A 23,368-nucleotide genomic window follows, 5' to 3' on the forward strand; every position below is an offset into this window, starting at 1 on the left:
ACCTCCGCCCGCAACCGTCGGCGATCATCGAAGCCGCCCTGCAACACACGACCAGGACGACATGACGGATTTCATCCAGCTGTTCATCAACGGACTTGCGATCGGTGGCGTCTATGCGCTCGCCGCAATCGGGTTCGTCATTGTCTATTCCGCCACCGGCGTCGTGAACTTCGCTGCCGGACAGTTCGTGATGTTCGGCACTTTCGCCGGCGTGGCCATGCTGCTCAATGCCGAGCTACCCTGGCCAGTGGGCTACGGTGCGGCCCTACTGGCGATGGCGCTGTTCGGGGCGCTGTTTTTTGCGGTGCTTTATCTGCCGCTGCGCAAGAGCCCGGTGGTGACCATCATCATCGGCACAGTCGCGATCGGCATCACGATGCAGAACGCGGCGCTGCTGGCGTTCGGGTCCTGGCCGTTTCGGTTGCCGTCACCGGTGGAGGGGGTGAATCTCACGATCGCAGGCGCCACGATATCTGCCCATGCCATCGCGGTCGTGGTTGTCACTGCCGTCATGGTTGCTCTGCTCTGGCTCCTATTCTTTCGCACCTCGCTTGGGATCGGCATGCGCGCAGTGGCGCAGGACATCCAGGCGGCGCGGTTGATGGGCCTCAAGGTCAACCGTCTGCTGGCGCTGTCGTGGGTCCTCGCTGCGCTGCTCGCTGGCATCGCGGGCTTGATGCTTGGTCCGATGTGGTTTGCCGACACCAGCATGGGCGATCCAATTGCGCTCAAGGCGTTCGCGGCGACCATCATCGGCGGCTTCGGCAGTCTGCCGGGCGCGATTGTCGGCGGCCTGTTCGTGGGGCTCAGCGAGGTGCTCGGCGCATCCTACGTCTCCTCGGCCTACAAGGATTTGATTTCCTTCGGGATCATGATCGTGTTCCTGCTGGTGCGGCCGCAGGGTGTGTTCGGTGAACGCGTCCAGGATCGGGGCTGATCGATGTCGATGCGCTTTCCGCTCCTGCTTGGCATTGTGATCCTGATCGCGGGTCTCGGCCTGTCGATGCTGCTGACCGACTATCATCTTCGGCTGCTCAATCTCGCGGTGATCTCTGCGATCGCCGTCATCGGTCTTAACTTTGCCTTCGGTTATGCCGGGCTGATCTCGCTTGGCCATGCGGCCTTCGTCGGCACCGGTGCCTATGGCGTGGCACTGCTGACCACGCTGCTGGGATGGTCGCCATGGCTGGCGCTGCCCGTCGCAGTGGCCGGCACAGCGATCTTCGCCGTGCTGATCGGCCTTCCGCTCCTGCGGCTGAAGGGCCATTATCTCGCGCTGGCGACGCTGGGTCTCAACGTCTCATTCTCCATTGTCGCCGCCAACTGGATTGAGCTGACCGGCGGCACCAACGGCATCTCGCGCATCCCCGAGCTGCAGGTCGCAGGCCATGCTTTGGCTGACGAGCGCAGTTATCTGTGGTTCGCGCTCGCGGTGCTGGCGGTCTCCGCTGCCGTCGCCGGGCTCATTCATGCCTCGCGCCACGGGCGGGCGATGATCGCGGTGCGCGACGACGAGACGGCGGCGTCCATGACAGGTATCGACGTCACGCGGGTGAAGATCGCGGCGTTTGTGCTGTCGTCGATCTATGCCGCCGTCGCCGGGGGCCTGTTCGCCTGCCATATGCGCTTCATCTCGCCGGAGGACTTCAGTTATGCGCACTCCATCACTTACCTTGCGATGCTGATCGTCGGCGGCGAAGGCTCGATCGTGGGGGCCATTCTGGGGGCGCTGCTCCTGACCTTCCTGCCCGAATGGCTGCGCTTTCTCGGCTCAGCCTATCTGGCGTTCTTTGGTGTTTTTGTTCTTGCCATTCTCGTCTTCCTGCCTTCGGGCCTCGTCGGCTTCCGCTGGCCGGGCAGCCTCCGGCGGGACGGGCGCTCGAAAGAGCCGGCGATGGTCGCTCCGTCTAAGGAGGTGCGCCCATGAGCTTGCTGCACGCCACCGGAATCGCCAAGCGTTATGGAGGGCTCACCGCGCTCTCGGATGTCGAGCTGTCGGTCGGCGAGGATGAATTCATCGCAGTCATCGGCCCCAACGGTGCCGGCAAATCGACTCTGCTCAATGTCCTGACCGGGCTGGTCCTGCCTGACAATGGCAGAGTGTTGCTCGAAGGACGCGACATGACGCGGGCGGCGGCTCACAAGCGAGTCCGCGCTGGCTTGGGGCGAACTTTCCAGCACGGGCGGCCGTTCGCGAGGTTGAGCGTGCTGGAGAACGTCATGGCCGGCGCGGCCATCCGAAGCCGTCGCAGCGAGGCGGAGCTGCGCAAGCGGGCGATGACGGTGCTCGACCAGATGGGTCTTGCGGCGGACGCGCAGGCGGCGATCGGATCGCTGTCCTATGGTCGCCGGCGCATGGTCGAAATGTGTCGAGCACTCGCCTGCGAACCGCGCGTGCTGTTGCTTGATGAACCTGCCGCCGGCCTCAACTCTGCCGAGGTTGATCAACTGGCCGACCGGCTCTCGGACCTGCGGGCGAAACATCGGCTCGCCATCGTGTTGATCGAGCACAACATGGGCATGGTGATGCGGCTGGCGCAGCGCATCGTCGTGCTCAATTTCGGCTGCAAGATTGCCGAGGGCACGCCATCTGAGATCCAGCGCGATCCCGCAGTGCTGTCGGCTTATCTCGGCGAAGGTCATCGTCATGCTGGCGTGTAAGGATCTGACGGTCGCGTATGGCGACATCGTCGCGCTGCAGAGCGTGACGCTGGAGGTGGGGCGGGGCGAGACGGTCGCCCTGATCGGCGCCAACGGCGCCGGCAAGACCACGCTGCTGCACGCGATCTCCGGCCTGAACCCGGTTCAGTCCGGCGACATCCTGTTCGACGGCACATCGGTTGCGCGGCTCGCCAGCGATCGTCGCGTCGCGCTTGGAATCGCCCAGGCGCCGGAAGGCCGGCGGATTTTTCCCGGCCTGACGGTGGAGGAGAACCTGGCGCTCGCTACGGTGAACTGGCGGCGCTGGCGCCAGCCGATCGCCGGCGATCTCGCACGGGTGTTCGATTTGTTTCCGCGCCTGAAGGAGCGGCGTCGGCAGCTCGGCTGGTCGCTGTCCGGAGGTGAGCAGCAGATGCTGGCGATCGGACGGGCACTGATGGCGCGCCCGCGCTTGCTGCTGCTCGACGAGCCGTCACTTGGCCTCGCACCGCGCCTGGCCGAAGAAGTCTACGAGCGTGTCAGGCAGATCGCTGATAGCGGGCTCACAATCCTGGTGGTGGAGCAAAATACGGTCCTGGCGTTGTCGGTGGCGGACCGGGCCTATGTCCTGGAGACGGGCCGCATCGTCCTTCACGGCGCGGCTGACGATCTCAAACAGAACACGCGCGTCCGCGAAGCCTATCTCGGACGCTGACCTCTCGGAAAAGGAGACAAGACAATGTATCCTGACATGACTTCGCGGTCGAAAGCGCTCTACGAGCGCGCGCTGACGAGCCTGCCGGGCGGCAACACCCGCACAACGGTGTTCATGAAGCCTTATCCGGTCTACGCCGCGAGAGGGGCGGGGTGCCGGGTCTGGGACGTGGACGGCAATGAGCTGATCGACTGTATCAACAACTTCACCTCCCTGATTCACGGTCATGCCCATCCGGTGCTGATCGAGGCCGCCACGCGGCAGCTCGCGCTCGGCTCCGCATTCGGCATGCCGACCGAGTCCGAGATTGATCTTGCCGAGCTACTCGCCGCACGCCTGCCGTCGGTGGACCAGGTGCGGTTCGCCAACTCCGGCACGGAGGCCGTGATGATGGCGTTGAAGGCAGCGCGTGCGTTTACCGGGCGACCGAAGATCGCCAAGTGTGAGGGCGCGTATCATGGTTCCTACGACTATGCCGAAGTCAGCCTCGATCCGGCGCCGGCAGACTGGAACGGCAACGCGCCAGTCTCCGTTGCCTATGCGAAAGGCACTCCGGACAACGTGCTGGCCGATGTCGTGACGATCCCCTTCAACGATATTGACGGGGCCGTCAGCCTGATCCGCGAGCACGGCCGCGATCTCGCCTGCGTGCTGGTCGATCCGATGCCGAACCGCGCCGGGCTGGTACCTGCCGACAGGGCCTATCTGGAGGCGCTGCGCCAAGCGACGCGTGAAGTCGGCGCGCTGCTGGTATTCGATGAGGTGATTTCCTTCCGCCTCGGCTACCACGGCGCCCAGGGACTGTGGGGCATCGATCCTGACCTGACCACGCTCGGCAAGATCATCGGCGGCGGGTTTCCGGTTGGCGCGATCGCCGGCAAGAGGGATGTCATGGCGGTATTCGATCCGAGCAAGGGTAAACCCGCGCTGCCTCATGGCGGTACGTTCTCGGCCAATCCGGTTACCATGCGCGCCGGCCTCGCGGCCATGGAGCTACTGGACGAGAACGCATTCGTGCGTCTGGATGCGATCGGCGAGGCCGTGCGAAAGGGCATCAACGATGCATTCCGTCGCCATGGCTTACCGGGCACCGCGGTCGGTCTTGGGTCGCTGCTGAAGATCCACTTCTCCGAACGGCCAATCCGCGACTACCGGTCGGCCTACATGACCGAAGGCGAGGCCAAACGGCAGACCCTGTTCAATCTGGAGTTTCTCAATCGCGGCATTCTCGCCGCCGGTTATGGCCTGATGGCGCTGTCGCTGCCGATGACGGACGCTGATGTCGAGATCATCATCGGTGCGGCATCGGACGCACTGGCGCAGGTTGCTGCAGAAGCCTGACGCGTCCTTGTGTCGTTGAGGTTGGTAAGGCGCCGCATGGGAGCCGATCGGGCCATCACGCCGCAAAGCAATATTGTCTGAGATAGGTGCGAGAATGCCCCACAAGGTCGATCCCATCACTCGGTCCGTCGTTCAGCATCGGCTGAGCTCGATCGTGGCGGAAATGGGCGAAGCAATGCTTCGCACATCCTATTCACAGATCCTCAACTCGAGCCGTGATTTTTCGCTCGCGATCTGTGACACCCAATCCCGGCTGATCGCCCAGGCCGACCACATCCCGGTCCATGTCGGCGCGCTGCCCTGGGCGACGCGTGCGGTGGAGGAGCGCTTCGAGAAGGTCGCGCCCGGCGACGTCATCCTGATGAATGATCCCTATCACGGCGGCAGCCATCTGCCTGATCTGACCGCGTTCGTGCCGGTATTCGACGGCGATCGGCGGCTGTTCTGGAGCATCGTGCGTGCGCACCAGAGCGATATCGGCGGCGCGACGCATGGTGCCTACAATCCGGATGCCACTGAAATCTGGCAGGAAGGGTTGCGCGTTCCGCCCATCAAGCTCTATGAGGCCGGCCGGCTGCGCGACGATATCCTCGACATGCTGGCGCTGAACGTGCGCAATGCCTACGACTTCCGGGGTGACCTTGCGGCCATGATCGGCGCTGCGCACATGGGCGAGCGGCGGATGGGGAGGCTGTTTGCCGAATTCGGCGCGCCCGTCGTCGAAGCTGCGATCGAATCGATTCTCGATGCCGCCGAGCAGCAGACGCGTGCGGTGGTCTCGACCTGGAAGGACGGTGTGTTCTATGGGGAAGCCTTCCTCGACGATGATGGTCATGGTCGCAGTGATATCCGCATTGCGGCCAAGGTCACCAAGTCGGGCAGCAAGATCGAGGTCGATCTGTCGGACTCCGACCCGCAGAGCACGAGCTTCGTCAATTCGTCGCACGCCAACATGCATGCAGCGGTGGTGATGGCGTTTGCGTATCTGATCGATGCTGAAATTCCCAAGAACGCTGGCGCATTGCGGCCGCTCACGGTGGTTGCCAAGCAGGGCACGATCGTTTGGGCCGATCCGGGCCGGCCGGTGACGCTGTGCACCAGCCATCCGTCCAACGAGATCGTGGAAGCGGTGATCAAGGCGCTCTCGGCATCTTGTCCGGACCGAGCCATGGGGGGCTGGAGCCGGCGATTCCGTATCGCGGTGCAGGGCGAGGATCCTCGCAGCGGGCGCAGCTTCATCTGGCATATGTTTCAGGCGCGCCCGGGCGGCGGCGCTTCGTCGCGCGGTGACGGCTGGTCCTCGATCGGCGAATGGCACACGGTCGGCGGACTCAAGTTCGGCAGCATCGAGGTCGCGGAGGCGCGTTTCCCGTTGCACTTTCGTCATCATGAGTATCGGCCCGACTCCGGCGGTGACGGTCAGTTCCGCGGCGGCCTCGGGGTTGCGCTTGACCTCGTCTTCGAAGTCGAGAAGCCGGCGCTCGGCAACACGGCGGGCGACGGAACCCGGCACGGCGCGTGCGGCATGCTGGGTGGGAAGGACGGTGCGCCGCATCACTACCGTCTGCTGTCCGCCGGACGGCCGCCGCGTGTGTTGCGAACCAAGGAGGTCGGCATCGAGATTCATCCGGGAGATTGCCTCGAAGTGCGCTCTGCCGGCGGCGGAGGATGGGGGCTGCCGGAGCGACGCACGGAGCAGGCGCGCCGACGCGATGAGGTGTGCGGCTTCGTGACTTCAAGCTCAACGACAGAAGTGGTTCAGTAACGATGTTGACGATCGGCATTGACGTTGGCGGTACCTTCACCGATCTGGTCGCCATCGATGCGACCGGGCGCACCGTATTCGCGAAATCGCCTTCCACGCCGCAGGATCAGTCGATCGGCGTGATGAGTGGGCTCGACGAACTCGCGCGCCGCCTCGACCTGTCGCGCGCCGAGATGCTGGCGATGACACAGCGACTGGTGCACGGCACCACGGTTGCGACGAACGCGCTGCTTGAACGCAAGGGCGCGAAGGTTGCACTCGTGACCACGGAAGGCCACCGCGACGTGATCGAGATGCGCGAGGGATTGAAAGGCAACCGCTACGATCTGCGGACGCCGCCGCCGGAGCCGCTGGTGCCGCGCGAACTGCGCTTCGGCGTGCGCGAGCGACTGCGGCCCAACGGTGAGGTGCTGGCTCCACTCGACGAAGCTTCGCTCGGCGAGGCTATCGCGGCGATCCGTGCCTCCGGCGCCACGTCGGTCGCGGTCTGCTTCCTGCATTCCTACCGCAACCCCGCCCATGAGATCGCGGCAGCCGAGCGGCTTGCGCGCGAGCTGCCTGGTGTCAGCGTGTCGCGCTCGAGCGACGTGCTACCGCAGATCAAGGAGTACGAGCGCGTCTCCACCACGATCGTGAATGCCTATGTGGGCCCCGCCGTGCGACATTATCTAACCGGGCTCGAGCGCCGCCTCGCCGAAGCGGGCTTCAAGGGCAGCCTGTTCATCATCCTCTCCCATGGCGGCATGGCTCCGGTGGAGGAAGCCGGGCGCCTCGCGGCGGCGACTGTGCTGTCCGGTCCGGCGGGCGGCATCTCCGGTTGCCGGCGGTGTGCGGAACTGCTCGGGCTGCCGGATCTTGTGCCCTTCGATATGGGCGGTACCAGCACCGATATTTCCCTGATTGCGGACGGCCGCGCCACGCTCTCGGCGGATGGAGGACTGGCGGATCAGCGCATTGCGCTGCGCAGCCTTGATATCGCCAGCATCGCGGCGGGCGGAGGGTCGATCGCCAGTGTTGATGCTGGCGGTATCTTTCGCGTTGGTCCCGAAAGCGCCGGCTCAATGCCAGGGCCAGCCAGCTATGGCAACGGCGGCATGGAGCCGACCGTAACGGACGCAAACATCGTCTTAGGCTATCTCGATGCGGCAGCTTTCATGGGCGGACGGCGTCCCCTGGACCGGGTTGCGGCGGAGACAGCGGTCGATCGCCTGGCAGCTTCGCTCGCAGTGACGCGCATCGAGGCGGCTGCCGGCATCTATCGACTGGTCAATCTGAAAATGGCCGATGGCATCCGATTGATGACCTTGCGTCGTGGTGTCGATCCGCGGAGATTCGCACTCCTTAGCTTCGGCGGAGCCGCGGGACTGCACGCCGCCGAAGTGGCGCGCGAGCTCGACATCAAGCGGATCATCGTGCCGACGGAAGCCTCAGTGCTGTCAGCTTGGGGGATGCTGACCAGTGACCTGCGCTACGAGGTGAGCCGTACCCATTTCGAGGCAGGCACCCGTACGACCGCCTCGGACATTCGCAAGATTTTTGCGCATATCGAGGGGCAGGCCGCCGAGCGGTTGCGCGGCTGGTTTGACGGGCCGATCGCAACGGAACGCTCCGCCGAAATGCGCTATGGCGAGCAGGTGTTCGAGGTCGACGTACCGCTCAGTGACGTCAACCTGACTGCGCCGTCGCTGGTTGCCGACATTGAAGAGCGGTTTCATCGTCGTCACGAGGAGCTCTATACCTACGCCTCCCGCGATCAGGAAGTTGTGTTCGTCAATGCGCGAGCCGCAGCCGTTGGTGCAGTTCCCAGAACTGCGCAAGCCAACGCGCCGACGACGGCGACCGAGCCAAGTGCGCGACCCGCCGCCAAACGGCAGGCGTTCTTTGGCAGTTGGCGCGAGGTGCCAGTCTACGCGCTGGAAAGACTGCGCCCGGGGCATGTGCTGGAAGGCCCCGCGATCATCGAAGCCGAGACGACAACAGTCGTCATCAACAGCGGCGATCGCGCGGCGGTGAATGCGCTGGGATGGCTCGATATCGAGCTTGGGGTCGCGGGAGAGGTTTAGGGCCGAAGCTTGTTGCCACATGGGGTGCTCGGGGGAGCTTCTATCGAGCATGGCCGCAAGTTTCAGCTTGAAATGGGGAGTAAGAATCCGTTTGTTGTGCTCGACGACGCAGATCTCACCGTCGCCGTGGAGGCTGCTGTGAATTCTGCTTTCTTCTCGACCGGCCAACGCTGCACGGCCTCTTCCCGCCTCATCGTGACGAAGGGCGTCCACGACAAATTCATGGCCGCGCTCCGTGAACGTCTCAAAAACATCGTCGTGGACGACACGCCGTTCGGCCTTTCCTGTGGCATAGCCACGACGGGTCTCAAGCATGCCACACATTTCAAGCGCAATGCGGAAGCTGGCATGGTTATGGTGAACCCACCTACTGCGGGCGTCGATTTCCATGTACCGTTCGGTGGCCGCAAGAGCTCCTCTTACGGATCGAGAGAGCAGGGCAAATATGTCGCCGAATTCTTCACCACGGTGAAGACGGCATATACGTTGCCCTGATAGACATGAAAGTGGAGGCGGAGCACCCCAGCGGAGCATAAGGATGAGGCGATGAACGAGATAATTGGTTACCCCGACCCCGGCCTCGACCTGTCGGACGGCTTCAAGCCGCACACCTCGCACTGGGGCGTGTTCTCGGCGCGTCACAGCGAGGCTGGTCTCGAAGTCAGGCCTTATGCGGGGGATCCTGATCCGAACGGCATCATCGGCAACTTCCCCGGCGCGTTGCGCCACCAGGCTCGCATCGCCCAGCCGGCGATCCGCCGCGGCTGGCTTGAGCGTGGTCCCGGCCCCGATGATCGCCGCGGCCGCGACGAATTCGTGTCCGTCAGAAGAAGGCGCTCGACCTCCTGGCCGGTGAGTTATCGCGCATCCGCGACACACGCGGCCCCGGTGCGGTCTTCGGCGGTTCCTATGGCTGGTCGAGCGCCGGCCGCTTTCATCACGCACAGAGCCAAGTTCACCGCTTCCTCAACATCGCGATGGGCGGCTATGTGCGTTCGGTAAACACCTATTCCTCGGGTGCGTCCTCGGTGCTGCTGCCGCAGATCCTGGCGGGTTACGAAGACATCACCAAGCGCAACGTCACCTGGGAGCAGATCGCGGCCGAAAGCGAGATCGTGCTGGCGTTCGGCGGCATGGCGCTGAAGAACTCCATGGTGGCCGGCGGTTCGATCAGCAAGCATGTCGAGCGCGGCGCCATGGCCGCGGCGCGCCGGCGCGGCTGCGAGTTCATCCTGGTCAGCCCGCTGCGTGACGATCTGCCCGCCGAGGCCGGTGCCGAATGGATGACGCTCGTGCCCGGCACCGACACGGCCCTGATGCTCGGCATCGTCCATACACTGGTCAGCGAAGGCCTGCATGACCAGGCCTTCCTCGATCGCTACACCCAGGGTTGGCCGGTCTTTCTGCGCTATCTGACCGGCGAGACGGATGGGCAACCCAAGAACGCTGAGTGGGCCGCCGCGATCTGTGGTGTCGACACGAACACGATCAGGAAACTCGCCCGTCGGCTTGCCGGACGGCGCGCGCTGATCACCGTTTCCCATTCCCTGCAGCGCTCGGAGCACGGCGAGCAGCCGGTGTGGATGGGCATGGTGCTGGCGGCAGCTCTGGGCCAGATCGGCCTGCCTGGAGGTGGCTACGCCTATTCGCTCGGCGCGATCGGCTATTACGGCCGCCGCGTGAACGACGTGCCGGGACCGACGCTAGGGCAAGGCCGCAATGGTGTCACGGATTTCATTCCAGTGGCGCGTATCGCCGATATGCTGCTCAATCCTAGCACCACCTATCGCTACAATGGCGAGACACGCGTCTATCCGGACATCCGGCTCGTCTACTGGGCAGGCGGCAATCCCTTCCATCATCACCAGGATCTCAACCGCCTGCGCAAAGCCTTCGCCCGGCTCGACACGCTGGTTGTGCATGAGCTCGCCTGGACCGCCACGGCCCGGCACGCCGACATCGTTCTGCCCTGCACGATGACGCTCGAGCGCGAGGACATCGGCTATTCCACCAACGATCCGCTGATGATCGCCATGCACCGGATCGCCGAACCGTTTGGCCTTGCGCGCGATGACTATGAGATCTTCTCCGATATTGCCGAGCGTCTCGGGAGTCGTGAGGCCTTCACCGAAGGCCGCACGGCACGGCAGTGGCTGGCACATCTCTACGAACCGACCCGCGCCTCGCTCGCCGCGCGCGGCCTCGCGGCTCCGAGCTTCGAGGAATTCTGGGAGCGCGGCAGCATGATCGTGCCGCAACACCTCGACGACGGCGGCAGGCTGCGCCGCTTCCGCGAGGATCCGATCGCTCATCCCCTTCCGACGCCGAGCGGACGCATCGAGATTTTCTCGACGAAGATTGCGGGCCATGGCGACGCAGACTGTCCGGGCCATCCGGTCTGGCTCGAGAAGACAGATGTGCCCAAGCCGGGCTCGCCGTGTTTCCTCGTCGCCAATCAGCCGGTGACGCGTCTGCATAGCCAGCTCGACTTCGGCGGACATTCGGCCGGGGCCAAGCATCGCGGCCGCGAGGTCGCGCGCATGAACCCGCGCGATGCGGACGTTCGCGGAATCGCGGATGGCGACATCATCCGCCTGTTCAACGAACGCGGCGCCTGCCTTGCCGCGGTGCACATCACCGATGGCATCGCTCCCGGTGTTGTCCAGCTACCGACCGGCGCGTGGTACGACCCGATGGATCCGGGGGAAGAGACACCACTCTGCGTTCACGGCAATCCGAATGTGCTCACCCGCGACGTCGGCACCTCGTCCTTCGCGCAAGGCTGCACCGGCCAGCTTACGGCTGTCGAGGTGGAGCGGTTCAGCGGCAATCTGCCGCCGATCCGCGCTTTCGATCCGATGTAGCGGACGTGACATGCCCGATCACGTCTGAGCTCTGATCGCATCGGACTGAGCGAGAATCGACGAGCTCACGCTGCGAGCTGAGGTTGAAACACCACATCGGCGTAGTAGTTGGTGGAGCTGAAAGTGTTGGTCGGGAAGAGTCCGGCCGAGTTCGTTCCTCCATAAGCATAGACGCCATTGCCGCCTGACGTAGCGCTGGATGGCGCCGTCAGGGCTCCGCTCGTGAGCGCGCTGGTGAAGAAGTTGCTGGTGGCTGCATACTCGCCGTTTGTGTGATAGGACGCGACATAAGTGGTGTTGGCAGCGATCGAGACCGGCGTCGCCAACGGCACGGTCTGCCATCCGCTTGCCGTGGTGTTGGTGAAGGTGGCGCTGGCAAGCTTGGTACCGGTCGAGCTCCACAGATCGAGAAGATCGGAGCCGGTGTCGCCGGGACTTCGGTAGAATTTGAGCGCGGTGATCTGGCCGGCGGTAGACGAGGTGAACTTCACCCCGACCTCGATCGGCGAGCCGTCATTCAAACTGGTCTGCGTCGGGGTGTTCGACGCGGTGAACAGGCTCACCGTCGCGGCCGTGGTGGTCACGGCGATATTGAAAGTCTCACTGGCAGAGAGGCCGGCAGGATCGGTGGCCGAAACCTGGACGCCGAGGGTGCCGACATTCGCCGATGCGGGCGTGCCGCTGAAAGTTCGTGTCGTCGCGTTGAATGTCAGCCATGAGGGAAGCGCTGCGCCGTTCGAGCCGGTTGCCGAATAGGTGAGCGCGCCGCCGTCGGGATCGTTGAAGGTGCCGGCGGGCAGGGTCAGCGAGAAGACCGAGCCGACGACCGCATTCTGGTTGGCGGTCTGGGTCACCAGCACCGGCGGCGTGTCGGTCGCCACGGCGATATTGAAAGTCTCGCTGGCGGAGAGGCCGGCAGGATCGGTGGCCGAAACCTGGACGCCGAGGGTGCCGACATTTGCCGATGTCGGCGTGCCGCTGAATGTTCGCGTTGCCGCGTTGAACGTCAGCCATGACGGAAGCGCCGCGCCGTTCAAGCCGGTTGCCGAATAGGTGAGAGCGCCGCCGTCGGGATCGTTGAAGGTGCCGGCGGGCAGGGTCAGCGAGAAGACCGAGCCGACGACCGCACTCTGGTTGGCGGTCTGGGTCACCAGCACCGGCGGCGTGTCGGTCGTCGAGCCAGGCGAGAACACCACGTCGGCGTAGTAGTTGGACGCGCTGAAGCTGCTGGTCGGGAAGATGCCGGCGGTGCTAGTGCCGCCATAGGAGTAAACCCCGTTGCCGCCGGACGAGGCGGAGGAGGGCGCCGTCAGCACGCCGCTCGAGACGGCGTTGGTGAAGAAATTGCTGGTCGCTACATACGCGCCGTTTGTGTGGTAGGACGCGACATAGGTGGTGTTGGCGGCGATCGAGACCGGCGTCGCCAAGGTCACGGTCTGCCAGCCGCTTGCGGTGGTGTTGGTGAAGGTGGCGCTGGCAAGCTTGGTGCCGGTCGAGCTCCACAGGTCGAGGAGATCGGTGCCGGTATCGCCGGGACTGCGGTAGAATTTGAGCGCGGTGATCTGGCCGGCAGTGGACGAGGTGAACTTCACCCCGACCTCGAGCGCGGAGCCATCGTTCAAACTGGTCTGCGTCGGGGTGTTCGACGCGGTGAACAGGCTCACCGTCGTGGACGTCGTGGTCACGGCGATATTGAAGGTCTCACCGGCAGAGAGGCCGGCCGGATCGGTGGCCGAAACCTGGACGCCAAGGGTGCCGACATTGGCCGATGCCGGCGTGCCGCTGAAAGTTCGTGTCGTCGCGTTGAACGTCAGCCATGAGGGGAGCGCCGCGCCGTTCAGGCCGGTTGCCGAATAGGTGAGGGCGCCGCCGTCGGGATCGTTGAAGGTGCCGGCGGGCAGCGTCAGCGAGAAGACCGAGCCGACGACCGCACTCTGGTTGGCGGTCTGGGTCACCAGCACCGGCGGCGTGTCGGTCGTCGAGCCAGGCGAGAACACCACGTCGGCGTAGTAGTTGGACGCGCTGAAGCTGCTGGTCGGGAAGATGCCGGCGGTGCTAGTGCCGCCATAGGAGTAAACCCCGTTGCCGCCGGACGAGGCGGAGGAGGGCGCCGTCAGCACGCCGCTCGAGACGGCGTTGGTGAAGAAATTGCTGGTCGCTACATACGCGCCGTTTGTGTGGTAGGACGCGACATAGGTGGTGTTGGCGGCGATCGAGACCGGCGTCGCCAAGGTCACGGTCTGCCAGCCGCTTGCGGTGGTGTTGGTGAAGGTGGCGCTGGCAAGCTTGGTGCCGGTCGAGCTCCACAGGTCGAGGAGATCGGTGCCGGTATCGCCGGGACTGCGGTAGAATTTGAGCGCGGTGATCTGGCCGGCAGTGGACGAGGTGAACTTCACCCCGACCTCGAGCGCGGAGCCATCGTTCAAACTGGTCTGCGTCGGGGTGTTCGACGCGGTGAACAGGCTCACCGTCGTGGACGTCGTGGTCACGGCGATATTGAAGGTCTCACCGGCAGAGAGGCCGGCCGGATCGGTGGCCGAAACCTGGACGCCAAGGGTGCCGACATTGGCCGATGCCGGCGTGCCGCTGAACGTCTGCGTCGCCGCGTTGAACGTCAGCCATGAGGGGAGCGCCGCGCCGTTCAGGCCGGTTGCCGAATAGGTGAGGGCGCCGCCATCGGGATCGTTGAAGGTGCCAGTCAGCGTCAGCGAGAAGGCCGAACCGACGACCGCGTTCTGGTTGGGGGTCTGGGTCACCAGCACCGGTGGCGTCTCGGTGGTCGAGCCAGTATCGTTGAAGACGACATCGACCCAGTAGTTGTCGCCCGAGGTAGGGACATTAGTGGGGAAGATACTCCCTGAAGAATAGGCGTAAACGCCATTCAGACCGTTAGCCGTTGCGGAAAGAGATCCGTTTGTCGGATTTTGGAGCGTGTCGAAATAGTAAGGCGTATCGGAGTATTGGCCATTGGTCATGTGGTACGAGGCGACATAGGTCGTGCCTGCGACAATGTTCACTGGACTGGAGAAGCTGACCTGTTGCCAGCCACTGGCGGTCTCGTTGGTGGATGTGGCGGTCGCCAGCAGTGTGCCGCTGGCGCTCCAAAGATCAACCACATGGGCGCCCGTGTTCAGGGACCCCTTATAGAAGCGGATCCCGGTGATTTGGCCGTTGGTACTTGACGTGAACTTGAGACCGACTTCCACGCCGTGTGGGTCACTTACATCAGCCGTAGCAGGCGTGGCGCTGGAGCCAAACAGGTTGAGGGACGTGGACGGTGAAACCGTGTACGACACGCCGGAACCCGGTGTCTCGAGATTTAGGCTGTCATCGACCGCTCGGGTTTCGATGCTGTACGACCCCTTGGCCGGCGCATTGAAAGTGTAGGTCCAATTGACTGTTTGCGTGCCAACTTGACCGCTCGTCACGTGCCACGTCTTTCCACCGTCGGTCGAAATCTGAACGCCGCCAATCACACCGCCGACGTCGGTCGCGGTACCGCTTACGGTCACGGTTTGGCCTTCGATCACGGACGAGGATGACACGCTGGTGATCTTGGACGTTGGCGCGGTGTGATCGGTCGACTGGCTCGCGATCACCAGACTTGCCTGCAGCGTCTGGGGCTGGACGCCCATGTCCGCAAACAGATTGACCATTGCCTGCTGGACGTTCGGGTCGGCGTTTGTCTGATTGCCGTCCGGCGAAGGGTCGTGCTGGTTTGACAGGCCCCATGACCAAAAGACGGTGCCCGCCCCAAACACCAGCGCGCCGCTGGTGGGATCACGGTACTCGACCAGATTGTGAGTTGCGGTACCGCTTGTGTCGACGTTCCCGAACTCCGTATTGAACGCCGTAGATTCCTGGACTGTCGTCGAAGAGAGGTCGATCAGGCCGGCAGGCATGAAGCCGTTATCAGGAGAGGAGTCCCATTCATATCCCAACAGGCCACTTTCCAGCGAAGCTGTCTGGCCGGGTGTCGTGGCCGCGACGCTCGTGTTGCGCCAGAAACGCAACTGGGTCATGCTGTAGGGAATCTTGATCGTCCCAAGACTCCGCTCTCATCAACCGAGAACACCGTTCCCGTCAGCGCATTGGACGGCATGGCGGCACCGCCCCAATTGGTGGGGGCCTCAAAGGTGCCCGTCCCCTGCCCGCTAGGGTTGATCAATTGCTCAAAGTGGCTGTCCTTGTAGGTGACCAGTGTGCGATTGGCTGTCTTGCTACTGTCTATGCTCGGTGTGAACTGGGTTTGCCAGAAGATCTCGTTGCCGCTGAGGAACGTGAGGTTGACGCCCGCGTTTGCCGCGGCCTGAACATTCGCGACCTGGCTGTCGGTCCAATATTCGTCGTGTCCGGCATCCATGAACACCTTGTGGTTGAGCAGCAACGCGCCATTGGTTGCTGTATCCATGCCGGAGATGTAGCTTACATTGTAGCCGTTTTCTTCCAGCCAGTAGATTGCGGGATATTCGCCTGCAAACACAGTATCATCTGAATTCGCATACAGTCCTACTCCATCTCGGGTCATGATGGGGCGGTTGTAACTGACCGCGTAGGCCGCGCCATTCTGGGAAGGACCGTTGCCTCCATACAGGCTGGCGCCGCCCCAACCGTTGTAAGCCTGCCAGGTCTCATCAGACGTCTGAAAGACGATGTCGCTTGTGGAATTGGGATCCTTGATGACGAACGGAATCTGGAAAACTTGAGTGCCTTGGACGACGTTGGCGACATAAACGCCTGATACGGCCGTGGTCGGAATGGACCATGAATCAGTGACGCTCCAATTGCCGGCGTCGACCTCCCCGGTCGCAGTATTCGTGATTGGTGACGGCTGCGCGATCGATGACGTGCCCTGATGCTGCAGGGTTGTGACGAGACGGGAACCGTCTCCTCCGTAGTAACCCAGTCGATAGATCTGGATTTGATAGTTCGGGCTGCCCGTCAGATTGTCGATCTTGAACTGCACCGTGCCGCCGATACTGGTGCTGATCGCGGTGGTGAATCCCTCGAGCTTGGTCGAATCGCCGCCGGGAGCAACCTGCCAGACGCTCATCGGCGTGCCCGGTAACTGGTTCTCCAGCACAATTGGATTGGTGCCAGACGGATCGGCGACAACAGTGCCGCCATGTCCGTCGCTATTCAGAGTCCAGTTCGGATCCTTTCCAGCAAACAGCAAGGAGACGGTGGTGGAACCATTGCTGAAATTTACCGTGCTGGTGTTTGAGGTGATGTCGTACTGAATGGATGTCGACATCGACGATGTGAACGCGAGGTCCTTCAAATCGATGAGCTGATTTGCAGAAAGCGGTGCCCCCGGTGACGAGCTTGCGATCAAACCGTGGAACTGCGCCGAATGATCGAGGACGAGCTCGCCATTTGCGGCACCGAAAGATACGGTTATCCCGGAAAACGATCCGTTTGTCAGTTGTCCGGAAACAGCACCTCCGATCTCGAGGACAGCCTGGTTTGAAACATCCAACGAACCGGTGCCACTGATATTGCCTTTGATATCTACGTTGGAAATTTGACTGCCACTGAACGGGCCAGCTTGGATGATCCCGTTGTCGACGACGTTACTTTCAACGGTGAATAGCGTCCCGGGATTGCACGACAAGGTTACGCCTGCGTCGACGACCAGGCTATTGATGTCGACATTGCTCGTGCTCGTGACCGTATAAGCTCCTGTCGCATCCATCACCACGTTGTCGGTAAGCCGAGGGACACCGGCACTCCAGTTCGTTGCGACATTCCAGGACCCGCCGCCCGAATTGGTCCAGTGAGCGGTCGTGCTCGAAGGGCTGTTCGCCAACGTGGCCTGCAACGTCGGACCCATCATCAGGTCTTGCTTCAGGACGCTCGTCGTTACGGGCACGGGGGGATTGAGCGTCGACGCTGGCGTGGTCGTTGTCGTCAGCGGGGCAGGCAATGTCGTCTGCAGCAGATCGCTCGACGGCAGCGGCCTCAATGTAAGGCTGCCGGAATCCGGAGGAGTGCTCGAACCGATACGATGGTGGGGTGTCTGGTCGGACGGGGACGCATTCGTTTCGGTCGAACTCGTCGTGTCCGATGTCGCCGACTGCGCCAGGATAGCGGATGCCGCACCGACGATGTCGCTGGGCACAGGAGCTGCCGCCTGATCAAAGACCTGACCGGCCAACTGGGCCGGCATACTCGATGGCGCCGAGGACTCGGGTGGCAGGACGTCGTTGGGATCGACCGCAGCCGAAGCTTGCGTCGAGTTCAGGGACGAAAGACCTGTCTCCAGCAGCAGGGCAAGAGCGAGTGGCGCGACCGAGTTGCTGCCCTCAGCGGTATCGACCTCCGTTGGACTGGCAGTAGGCGTACTGGGGCCAACAACCAGCAGAACTTCTCCCATGAATCCCTGGTCAGCGCTGCAATAACGCAACAACGAAATCTGTCCGATCGCGTCGGCGGCCGGGCTGAACGTCAACCCGCATAGTTGTGAAGCGGTGACGACCTGACCGCGGGTGACGGCGGTCGCTCCGTCGGCCAAGAACACTGAACCGTTGGAGGGCAGCTCCGCGAGCGCAACAGGTGTGTCCCCGGTCAAGCCGGCAGGGAGGTCGGCAAGCAACGGGATCGGCAGCCGACCGCAGTCTTGGGGAACAGAAATCACCACCCCGTTCCAGGGCGACACGTCTCCGGACTGCAAGCGTGTCGGCGCGAAGCTCAATGCGGCGAGTTCCGCGGCTGTCAACGTGTCGCCGACAGTCACCCGCGTGACGTGATCGGCTTTCAGGACAACTCCGGCAGTTGGAAGGCCGGCCACCGTGACGGTCAGATCATGAAGGGAATAATTGGTTTCCGCGGACAGGAGCGGCTGCGCCTTCTGAGATAAGGCGCTCGGTTTCTGTGTCAGCATGGCAATCACCCTCGAAAAACCGATTTAGTAATATCCGGAGTGACATAATGTCGCAGATTTAATTTATTTAATTTAAACGTCAATTAAATAATCTGACACATTAATCACGAAAATGAGATGGGATTAAAAATGCAATTAACAACTTGATCCGAAGGCAAATTTTCCGGCGATGAGATTTTTACGCCTGGCATCGGCACAGCGTTTGTGATGAGCGCCAGGGAGGTTTCCATGAGCTGGGCGATTGATCTGGGCCCGAGCTGGAGATGGGGCGATCTACGATCCTGTTCGCCGGCAGGTCCGGCAAGCTGCCAACGCGCCGTGCTGTGGACCCGGCATCATGCTTGGGACCAGCGCATGTGCCGTTCCCGTGGATTGGCGTCTCAACCACCCACGACCAAGGTGCCGAGTTGACGGTGGCGCGATGTCCTTACGGAGCCGGCGCACGGTGCTCTCGGAACGCCGCCGCCAGCGCCCGTAGGGCTGCCCGCGACCGCTGGTCCGTCAAGGACGAATGGAGCACCACCTCGGATGAGGGAAGCGGAGGAAGGCCAAACCGCTCGCCGACATCGACAGTGCCGGCAGGCGCTATCCGATATGACAGAGGGGCAATTGCCAGCCCTGCGGCGACGGCGGCATGGACAGCGGAAGAACCGCCGCCAAGGAACACTTCGGTCCATCTTATGCCGGCCGCGTCGAGCGCGTGAGTTGCTATGTTACGGACGCCGCAGGTTGGAGCCAGCGCAGCCAGGCGCAGCGGCTCTCCCTGTCGATGCTCGAACCCTTGCGCCGCGAACCAGCCAAAACGCTCGTGTGCCAGCGTTTCCCCATCCCGGCGATCGTCCTCACGCTGGATGATCGCGGCATCGAGCCGCCCCTGATCAAACAGGTCCAGAAGTTTGCGCGAGCTGTCGAGCTGCACTTCAATCGTCAGCTTCGGATCGTGGGCGTGGAGCCGCGCCAGCAAGTTCGGAACCTCCGGTCCCGCGACATGAGCAGCAATGCCGAGGCCAAAGTGTCTCGGGGGCGCATTGAGCCCGACAAGCGCGCGCTCGTGAGCCGCGATAAACTCCCGAGCCCCTTCCAGAAAGGCAGCCCCTTGCGCCGACGGCCGCACCGACCGGGGAGTCCGTTCGATCAGCCGATGGCCGATGCGATCCTCAAGCCGTTTGAGCTTCACGCTGATTGCACCCTGCGTGGTGCCCAGAGCTTCGGCCGCGCGCGTGAAGCTCTGCAGGTCGGCCACCATCACGAAAGCTCTTACGGCATCCACATCGAGCGAGAGCATTCCATCATCCGAATTTGTTGTCTCTGAAATCTATATTGATCCAGTTTTGTTGTGGTCAAGGGCCCCCTATGTTCGTCCGGCATCTGACGTGGGCGGCGAACCCGGGACCCGGGTTTCTTCGATCGAGCGAACCTCCTGCCTGCATGTCAGCGATCGGCACCAGGCTTGGAGGTGAAAGTCATGACGATTTCAGCAATACAGCGAAACACCGTCGCCCTGGCGGCCGTCTGCCTCGCGTCTCTCATGTTCGGGCTGGAGATTTCCAGCGTTCCGACGATTCTGCCGACGCTGGAGAGGGTGCTGCATGCCGACTTCCAGCAGCTCCAGTGGATCATGAACGCCTATACGATCGCGGTCACGACCGTGCTGATGGCGACGGGCACGCTTGCAGATCGCTATGGCAGAAAGCGCGTCTTCGTCGCCAGCATCGTCGTCTTCGGCCTGGCCTCCCTGATCTGCGGCTTGGCGCAGGACGCCCTCGTTCTCATAGTGAGCCGGTTTCTTCAGGGCATGAGCGGTGGGGCGATGCTCATCTGTCAGGTCGCGGTTCTCTCCCACCAGTTCCGGGAGGGACCGGAGCGCGCACGGGCCTTTGCGGCCTGGGGCATCATCTTCGGGATCGGACTCGGCTTCGGTCCCATCATAGGTGCGGCGATCGTCGCGATTTCCAACTGGCAATGGGTGTTCTTGGTCCATGCCGTCATTGCCATCGTAACCGCTGTCCTCGCCGAGGCCGGGGTGCAGGAATCGCGCGATCCCGACGCGAAGCACCTCGATATCGCAGGCATCGTGACGCTCTCGACGTCGGTGTTCTGCGTCGCCTTCTATATTACGCAAGGGCCTGACCTGGGCTTTTCCAGTCCGACGAGTTTCGCCATCATTGCAATCGCGGTCCTGAGTTTCGCAGGCTTCGTGCTGGCCGAGACGCGCAGTGCCCGCCCGATGTTCGACTTCTCCGTTTTCCGGGTTCGGATCTTCTCGGGCGCGCTCCTGGGGTCGATGGGCATGAACTTCAGCTTCTGGCCCTTCATGATCTATCTTCCGATTTTCTTCCGAAGCGCGCTCGGTTACGGCAATGTCGCGGCCGGCCTGGCGCTGCTGTCCTACACGCTGCCGACTCTCGTGGTGCCACCATTTGGCGAGCGTATCCTGCTGCGCTTCGGGGCCAGGATCGCTATCCCGACCGGACTTTTCGTCATCGGCCTTGGCTTCATGTTGATGTGGGTCGGCAGCGGAGTTGAACAACCTGGTTGGCTGACGCTGCTGCCTGGTTGTTTGCTTGCGGGGATCGGGCTGGGGCTGACCAACACGCCGGTGACCAACACGACGACCGCATCGGTACCGAGCACACGCGCCGGCATGGCATCAGGTATCGACATGAGCGCTCGGATGATTTCGCTGGCGATCAACATTGCCCTGATGGGCTTCATCCTGATCGCGGGCATATCCTCCTGGCTGAGGAGCGCGCTTCCTGGCGTGCTTGATGCACCGCGCCTGCAACATCTTGCAGAAAGGATAGCGGGCGCGAGTGCCCATGTATCTGACGTCCCGGAACTGAACTCCCTGCCGGCGGCGGACACTGCTGTGCAAGATGCACTGGTTCATGGCTTCAGGTTGGTGATGCTTTATGGAGGACTCTCGGTGTGGATCCTGGCTCTGTCGAGCTTCCTGATCTTCGGCCAAAAGGCGCGCCACGAGCGTCTCTCACAGAGCCGGGATGAGCCATGCTCCTCGCTCACTTCGTGAGCTCGAGCTTCCGTTCGTTCGACCTGCTCACGTCCTATTGGCCAGCGGTGCACGTCGCTGCGTTCCAGCCAGCGATTAGTCAGCCGTCAAAACGTCTCGGTAATCTTGCTCAGGCGAGGGGGGCGATCCGGGTCAAATCCGCACGCGCGCGCCGTCTGCTCGATCATCCGATAGGCTGGAACGAGCATGGTGATCGGGTCGGTTGCGGGGTCATCCTCGGCGAGCCAGGCCAGCGAGCCATGCGGTCCGCCGCATAGATGCAGCGCGATTTTCTGTTCGCGCAATTCTTCTGCCAGCGCGTCCACCGTGGCCGCCGTTTCATCCATGAGGCGCATCATGATAACCGGCGTGCGCGATGATAACGCGGCCCGCGGCCCATGCTGCAGCTCGGCGGCGCTCAGACCCATGGAAGGCAGGCGCAGGATTTCCGAAAGTTTGAGCGCGATCTCCCGCGCCGAGCCCAGGCCGAGGCCCCGCGCCGCCACAAACACGGCCGACGCTTTGGCGAGATCATCGGCAATCCCGGACCAGTCGAGCGCCAGCGCGCGGTGCAGGCGCTCGGGCAGCCTGTCGAGGGCTGACCGCAGTGCACGATCTTCCGCCAGCTCGGCAACAAGTCCGGCGCTGGCGGCCATCGAGCCGATCACGGTCTTGGTCGCCGCTACGGAGTGTTCTTTGCCGGCTTCGATCGGAATCACGAACTCCGCTGCGTCAGCCACCGGCGACGACGTCGCATTGACGATGGCGACGGTGCGGGCGCCCGCTGATCGCGCCGACCTGGTCGCCGCGACAAGATCCGGGCTGCGCCCGGATTGCGAGATTACGACGAACAGCGCATCGCGCAGCATCAAGGGCGTACGAAATGCCGTGATCACCGAAGGGGCGCTGGCGGAAACGGGAAGGCGAAGCCGCGTCTCGACAAGGTATCTTAGGAAAACCCCCGCTTGCCCGGAGCTTCCCCGGCCGCACACAACGCACAGGGGCGCGGAGCCAATCCCAATTCGCTGCGCGATGTCGCGCGTGGCCGGGCGGTTACGAACAATTTTGGCGACGACATCCGCGCTTTCCCCGATTTCGCTCGCCATCGCGGATGTTGTCACGGCTCAATCGCTCCGCCTTGCTTGCGTGTCGCCGCGCCCTTGGGATGCCGGTCACCATCCTTGTCACTATCCTTGGCGAGCTCGGCAAACACGTGCCGAAGGTTGCCGTCACAGTTTTTCAGAATGGTCTCGGCATCAACCCTGTCGACACCCAACGCCAGAAGGCTAGCCGTCTTGATGTCTCCCTCGGCCTGCTCAAGCGAGCGTGTGGCGTGGGACGGATCACAGTGCGCGATTTGCGCCACCATGGCCTCGGCGCGCCGCTTCAGCTTGGCATTGGTCGGCTGCATGTTCACCATCATGCCGCGATACACCCGGCCAAGGCGCAGCATAATCCCTGAAGAGATCAGGTTCAGCACAACCTTCTGCGCGGTGCCCGCCTTCATCCGCGTCGAGCCGGCGATCAGCTCGCAGCCGGTCTCGATCAAGATCGGAAACTTTGCCGATGCCAGCAGTGCGGTGCCGGGATTGTTGGCGACGCCGATCGTCACGGCACCGAAAGAGCCTGCCTGCTGCAGCGCCGCGACCGTGAATGGTGTTGTCCCGCTGGCGGCAACGGCGATCACCACGTCGTGCGGTGTGAGCCGCGCGGCATTGATTTGCGTGACCGCATCATCGACATCATCCTCCGCGCCCTCGACGCTGGTGACGAACGCGCTGTCTCCGCCGGCGACGATGAAGCGGACGCGCTCGTTGGGCCAGGCGAAGGTCGGCAGCAACTCGGCGCCGTCCTGGACCGCCACGCGGCCCGAGGTGCCGGCGCCGACATATACAATGCGTCCGCGATCGCCCAGCGCCGCCTTGGCCGCTTCGGTCGCCGCAGTGATCGCGGGGAGGGCATGGCCGATCGCCGCGACTGCCGCAAGCTGGCCCTCCCACATCGCTTCCATCGCTGACGTCAGCGACCATGCATCAAGATCGGCAAAGCGGGGATCGACTTCTTCGGTGGCCATATAGTTGATCCGT

General features: G+C 63.1%; 13 protein-coding genes and 2 pseudogenes. 10 read left to right on the plus strand and 5 right to left on the minus strand.

Features of this window, described 5'->3' with window-relative positions; genetic code table 11:
- Positions 1 to 61: 61 nt before the first annotated feature.
- The 9 genes and pseudogenes from ACZXDY_RS00385 (at position 62) to ACZXDY_RS00425 (ending at position 11,388) form a co-directional block, all read left to right on the plus strand.
- Positions 62 to 937, plus strand: a complete 876-nt coding sequence (locus ACZXDY_RS00385) for a branched-chain amino acid ABC transporter permease (protein WP_028161516.1) — start codon at positions 62 to 64, stop codon at positions 935 to 937.
- Positions 938 to 940: 3 nt separating this feature from the next.
- Entirely contained in the window at positions 941 to 1,927 is a 987-nt protein-coding gene (locus ACZXDY_RS00390; protein WP_464344026.1) for a branched-chain amino acid ABC transporter permease, read from the plus strand.
- Positions 1,924 to 2,661 (plus strand): ABC transporter ATP-binding protein, encoded by a 738-nt coding sequence (locus tag ACZXDY_RS00395; RefSeq protein ID WP_464344027.1) that lies wholly within the window; start codon positions 1,924 to 1,926, stop codon positions 2,659 to 2,661. The genes ACZXDY_RS00390 and ACZXDY_RS00395 overlap by 4 nt, the downstream gene beginning before the upstream one ends.
- Positions 2,648 to 3,355 carry an ABC transporter ATP-binding protein gene (locus tag ACZXDY_RS00400; protein ID WP_464344028.1) on the plus strand — a complete coding sequence of 236 codons (708 nt, stop codon included), beginning with the start codon at positions 2,648 to 2,650 and terminating at the stop codon, positions 3,353 to 3,355. Before ACZXDY_RS00395 ends, ACZXDY_RS00400 begins: the two co-directional genes overlap by 14 nt.
- 24 nt (positions 3,356 to 3,379) lie before the next feature.
- The gene (locus ACZXDY_RS00405; RefSeq protein WP_464344029.1) at positions 3,380 to 4,696 is read left to right on the plus strand and encodes an aspartate aminotransferase family protein; all 1,317 of its coding nucleotides are present in this window, start codon (positions 3,380 to 3,382) and stop codon (positions 4,694 to 4,696) included.
- A gap of 94 nt (positions 4,697 to 4,790) precedes the next feature.
- Entirely contained in the window at positions 4,791 to 6,461 is a 1,671-nt protein-coding gene (locus tag ACZXDY_RS00410) for a hydantoinase B/oxoprolinase family protein (protein ID WP_464344030.1), read from the plus strand.
- Positions 6,462 to 6,463: 2 nt separating this feature from the next.
- Positions 6,464 to 8,524: a hydantoinase/oxoprolinase family protein gene (locus tag ACZXDY_RS00415; RefSeq protein ID WP_464344031.1), complete on the plus strand. Its 2,061-nt coding sequence runs from the start codon at positions 6,464 to 6,466 to the stop codon at positions 8,522 to 8,524.
- Between the two features lie 27 nt (positions 8,525 to 8,551).
- Positions 8,552 to 9,019, plus strand: a pseudogene (locus ACZXDY_RS00420) (aldehyde dehydrogenase family protein); the annotation flags it as partial.
- A gap of 51 nt (positions 9,020 to 9,070) precedes the next feature.
- Positions 9,071 to 11,388, plus strand: a pseudogene (locus ACZXDY_RS00425) (molybdopterin guanine dinucleotide-containing S/N-oxide reductase).
- Between the two features lie 65 nt (positions 11,389 to 11,453).
- Here the strand turns inward: ACZXDY_RS00425 and ACZXDY_RS00430 are convergent.
- The 3 genes from ACZXDY_RS00430 to ACZXDY_RS00440 form a co-directional block, all read right to left on the minus strand.
- Positions 11,454 to 15,410, minus strand: a complete 3,957-nt coding sequence (locus ACZXDY_RS00430; protein ID WP_464344032.1) for a DUF4082 domain-containing protein — start codon at positions 15,408 to 15,410, stop codon at positions 11,454 to 11,456.
- Positions 15,407 to 18,271: a N,N-dimethylformamidase beta subunit family domain-containing protein gene (locus tag ACZXDY_RS00435; RefSeq protein WP_464344033.1), complete on the minus strand. Its 2,865-nt coding sequence runs from the start codon at positions 18,269 to 18,271 to the stop codon at positions 15,407 to 15,409. The genes ACZXDY_RS00430 and ACZXDY_RS00435 overlap by 4 nt, the downstream gene beginning before the upstream one ends.
- Before the next feature lie 427 nt (positions 18,272 to 18,698).
- Positions 18,699 to 19,556 carry a LysR family transcriptional regulator gene (locus ACZXDY_RS00440; protein WP_464344034.1) on the minus strand — a complete coding sequence of 286 codons (858 nt, stop codon included), beginning with the start codon at positions 19,554 to 19,556 and terminating at the stop codon, positions 18,699 to 18,701.
- Positions 19,557 to 19,736: 180 nt separating this feature from the next.
- Between ACZXDY_RS00440 and ACZXDY_RS00445 the strand changes: the two genes are divergently transcribed.
- Entirely contained in the window at positions 19,737 to 21,302 is a 1,566-nt protein-coding gene (locus ACZXDY_RS00445) for an MFS transporter (RefSeq protein ID WP_464344035.1), read from the plus strand.
- Positions 21,303 to 21,388: 86 nt separating this feature from the next.
- Here ACZXDY_RS00445 and ACZXDY_RS00450 read toward each other — a convergent pair whose 3' ends face one another.
- A complete protein-coding gene (locus ACZXDY_RS00450) occupies positions 21,389 to 22,402 on the minus strand; it encodes an SIS domain-containing protein (protein WP_464344036.1) in 1,014 nt (337 codons plus the stop codon).
- Positions 22,399 to 23,355: an N-acetylmuramic acid 6-phosphate etherase gene (locus tag ACZXDY_RS00455; RefSeq protein WP_464344383.1), complete on the minus strand. Its 957-nt coding sequence runs from the start codon at positions 23,353 to 23,355 to the stop codon at positions 22,399 to 22,401. The genes ACZXDY_RS00450 and ACZXDY_RS00455 overlap by 4 nt, the downstream gene beginning before the upstream one ends.
- Positions 23,356 to 23,368 lie beyond the last annotated feature (13 nt).

Source organism: Bradyrhizobium sp. LeoB3, assembly GCF_055456055.1.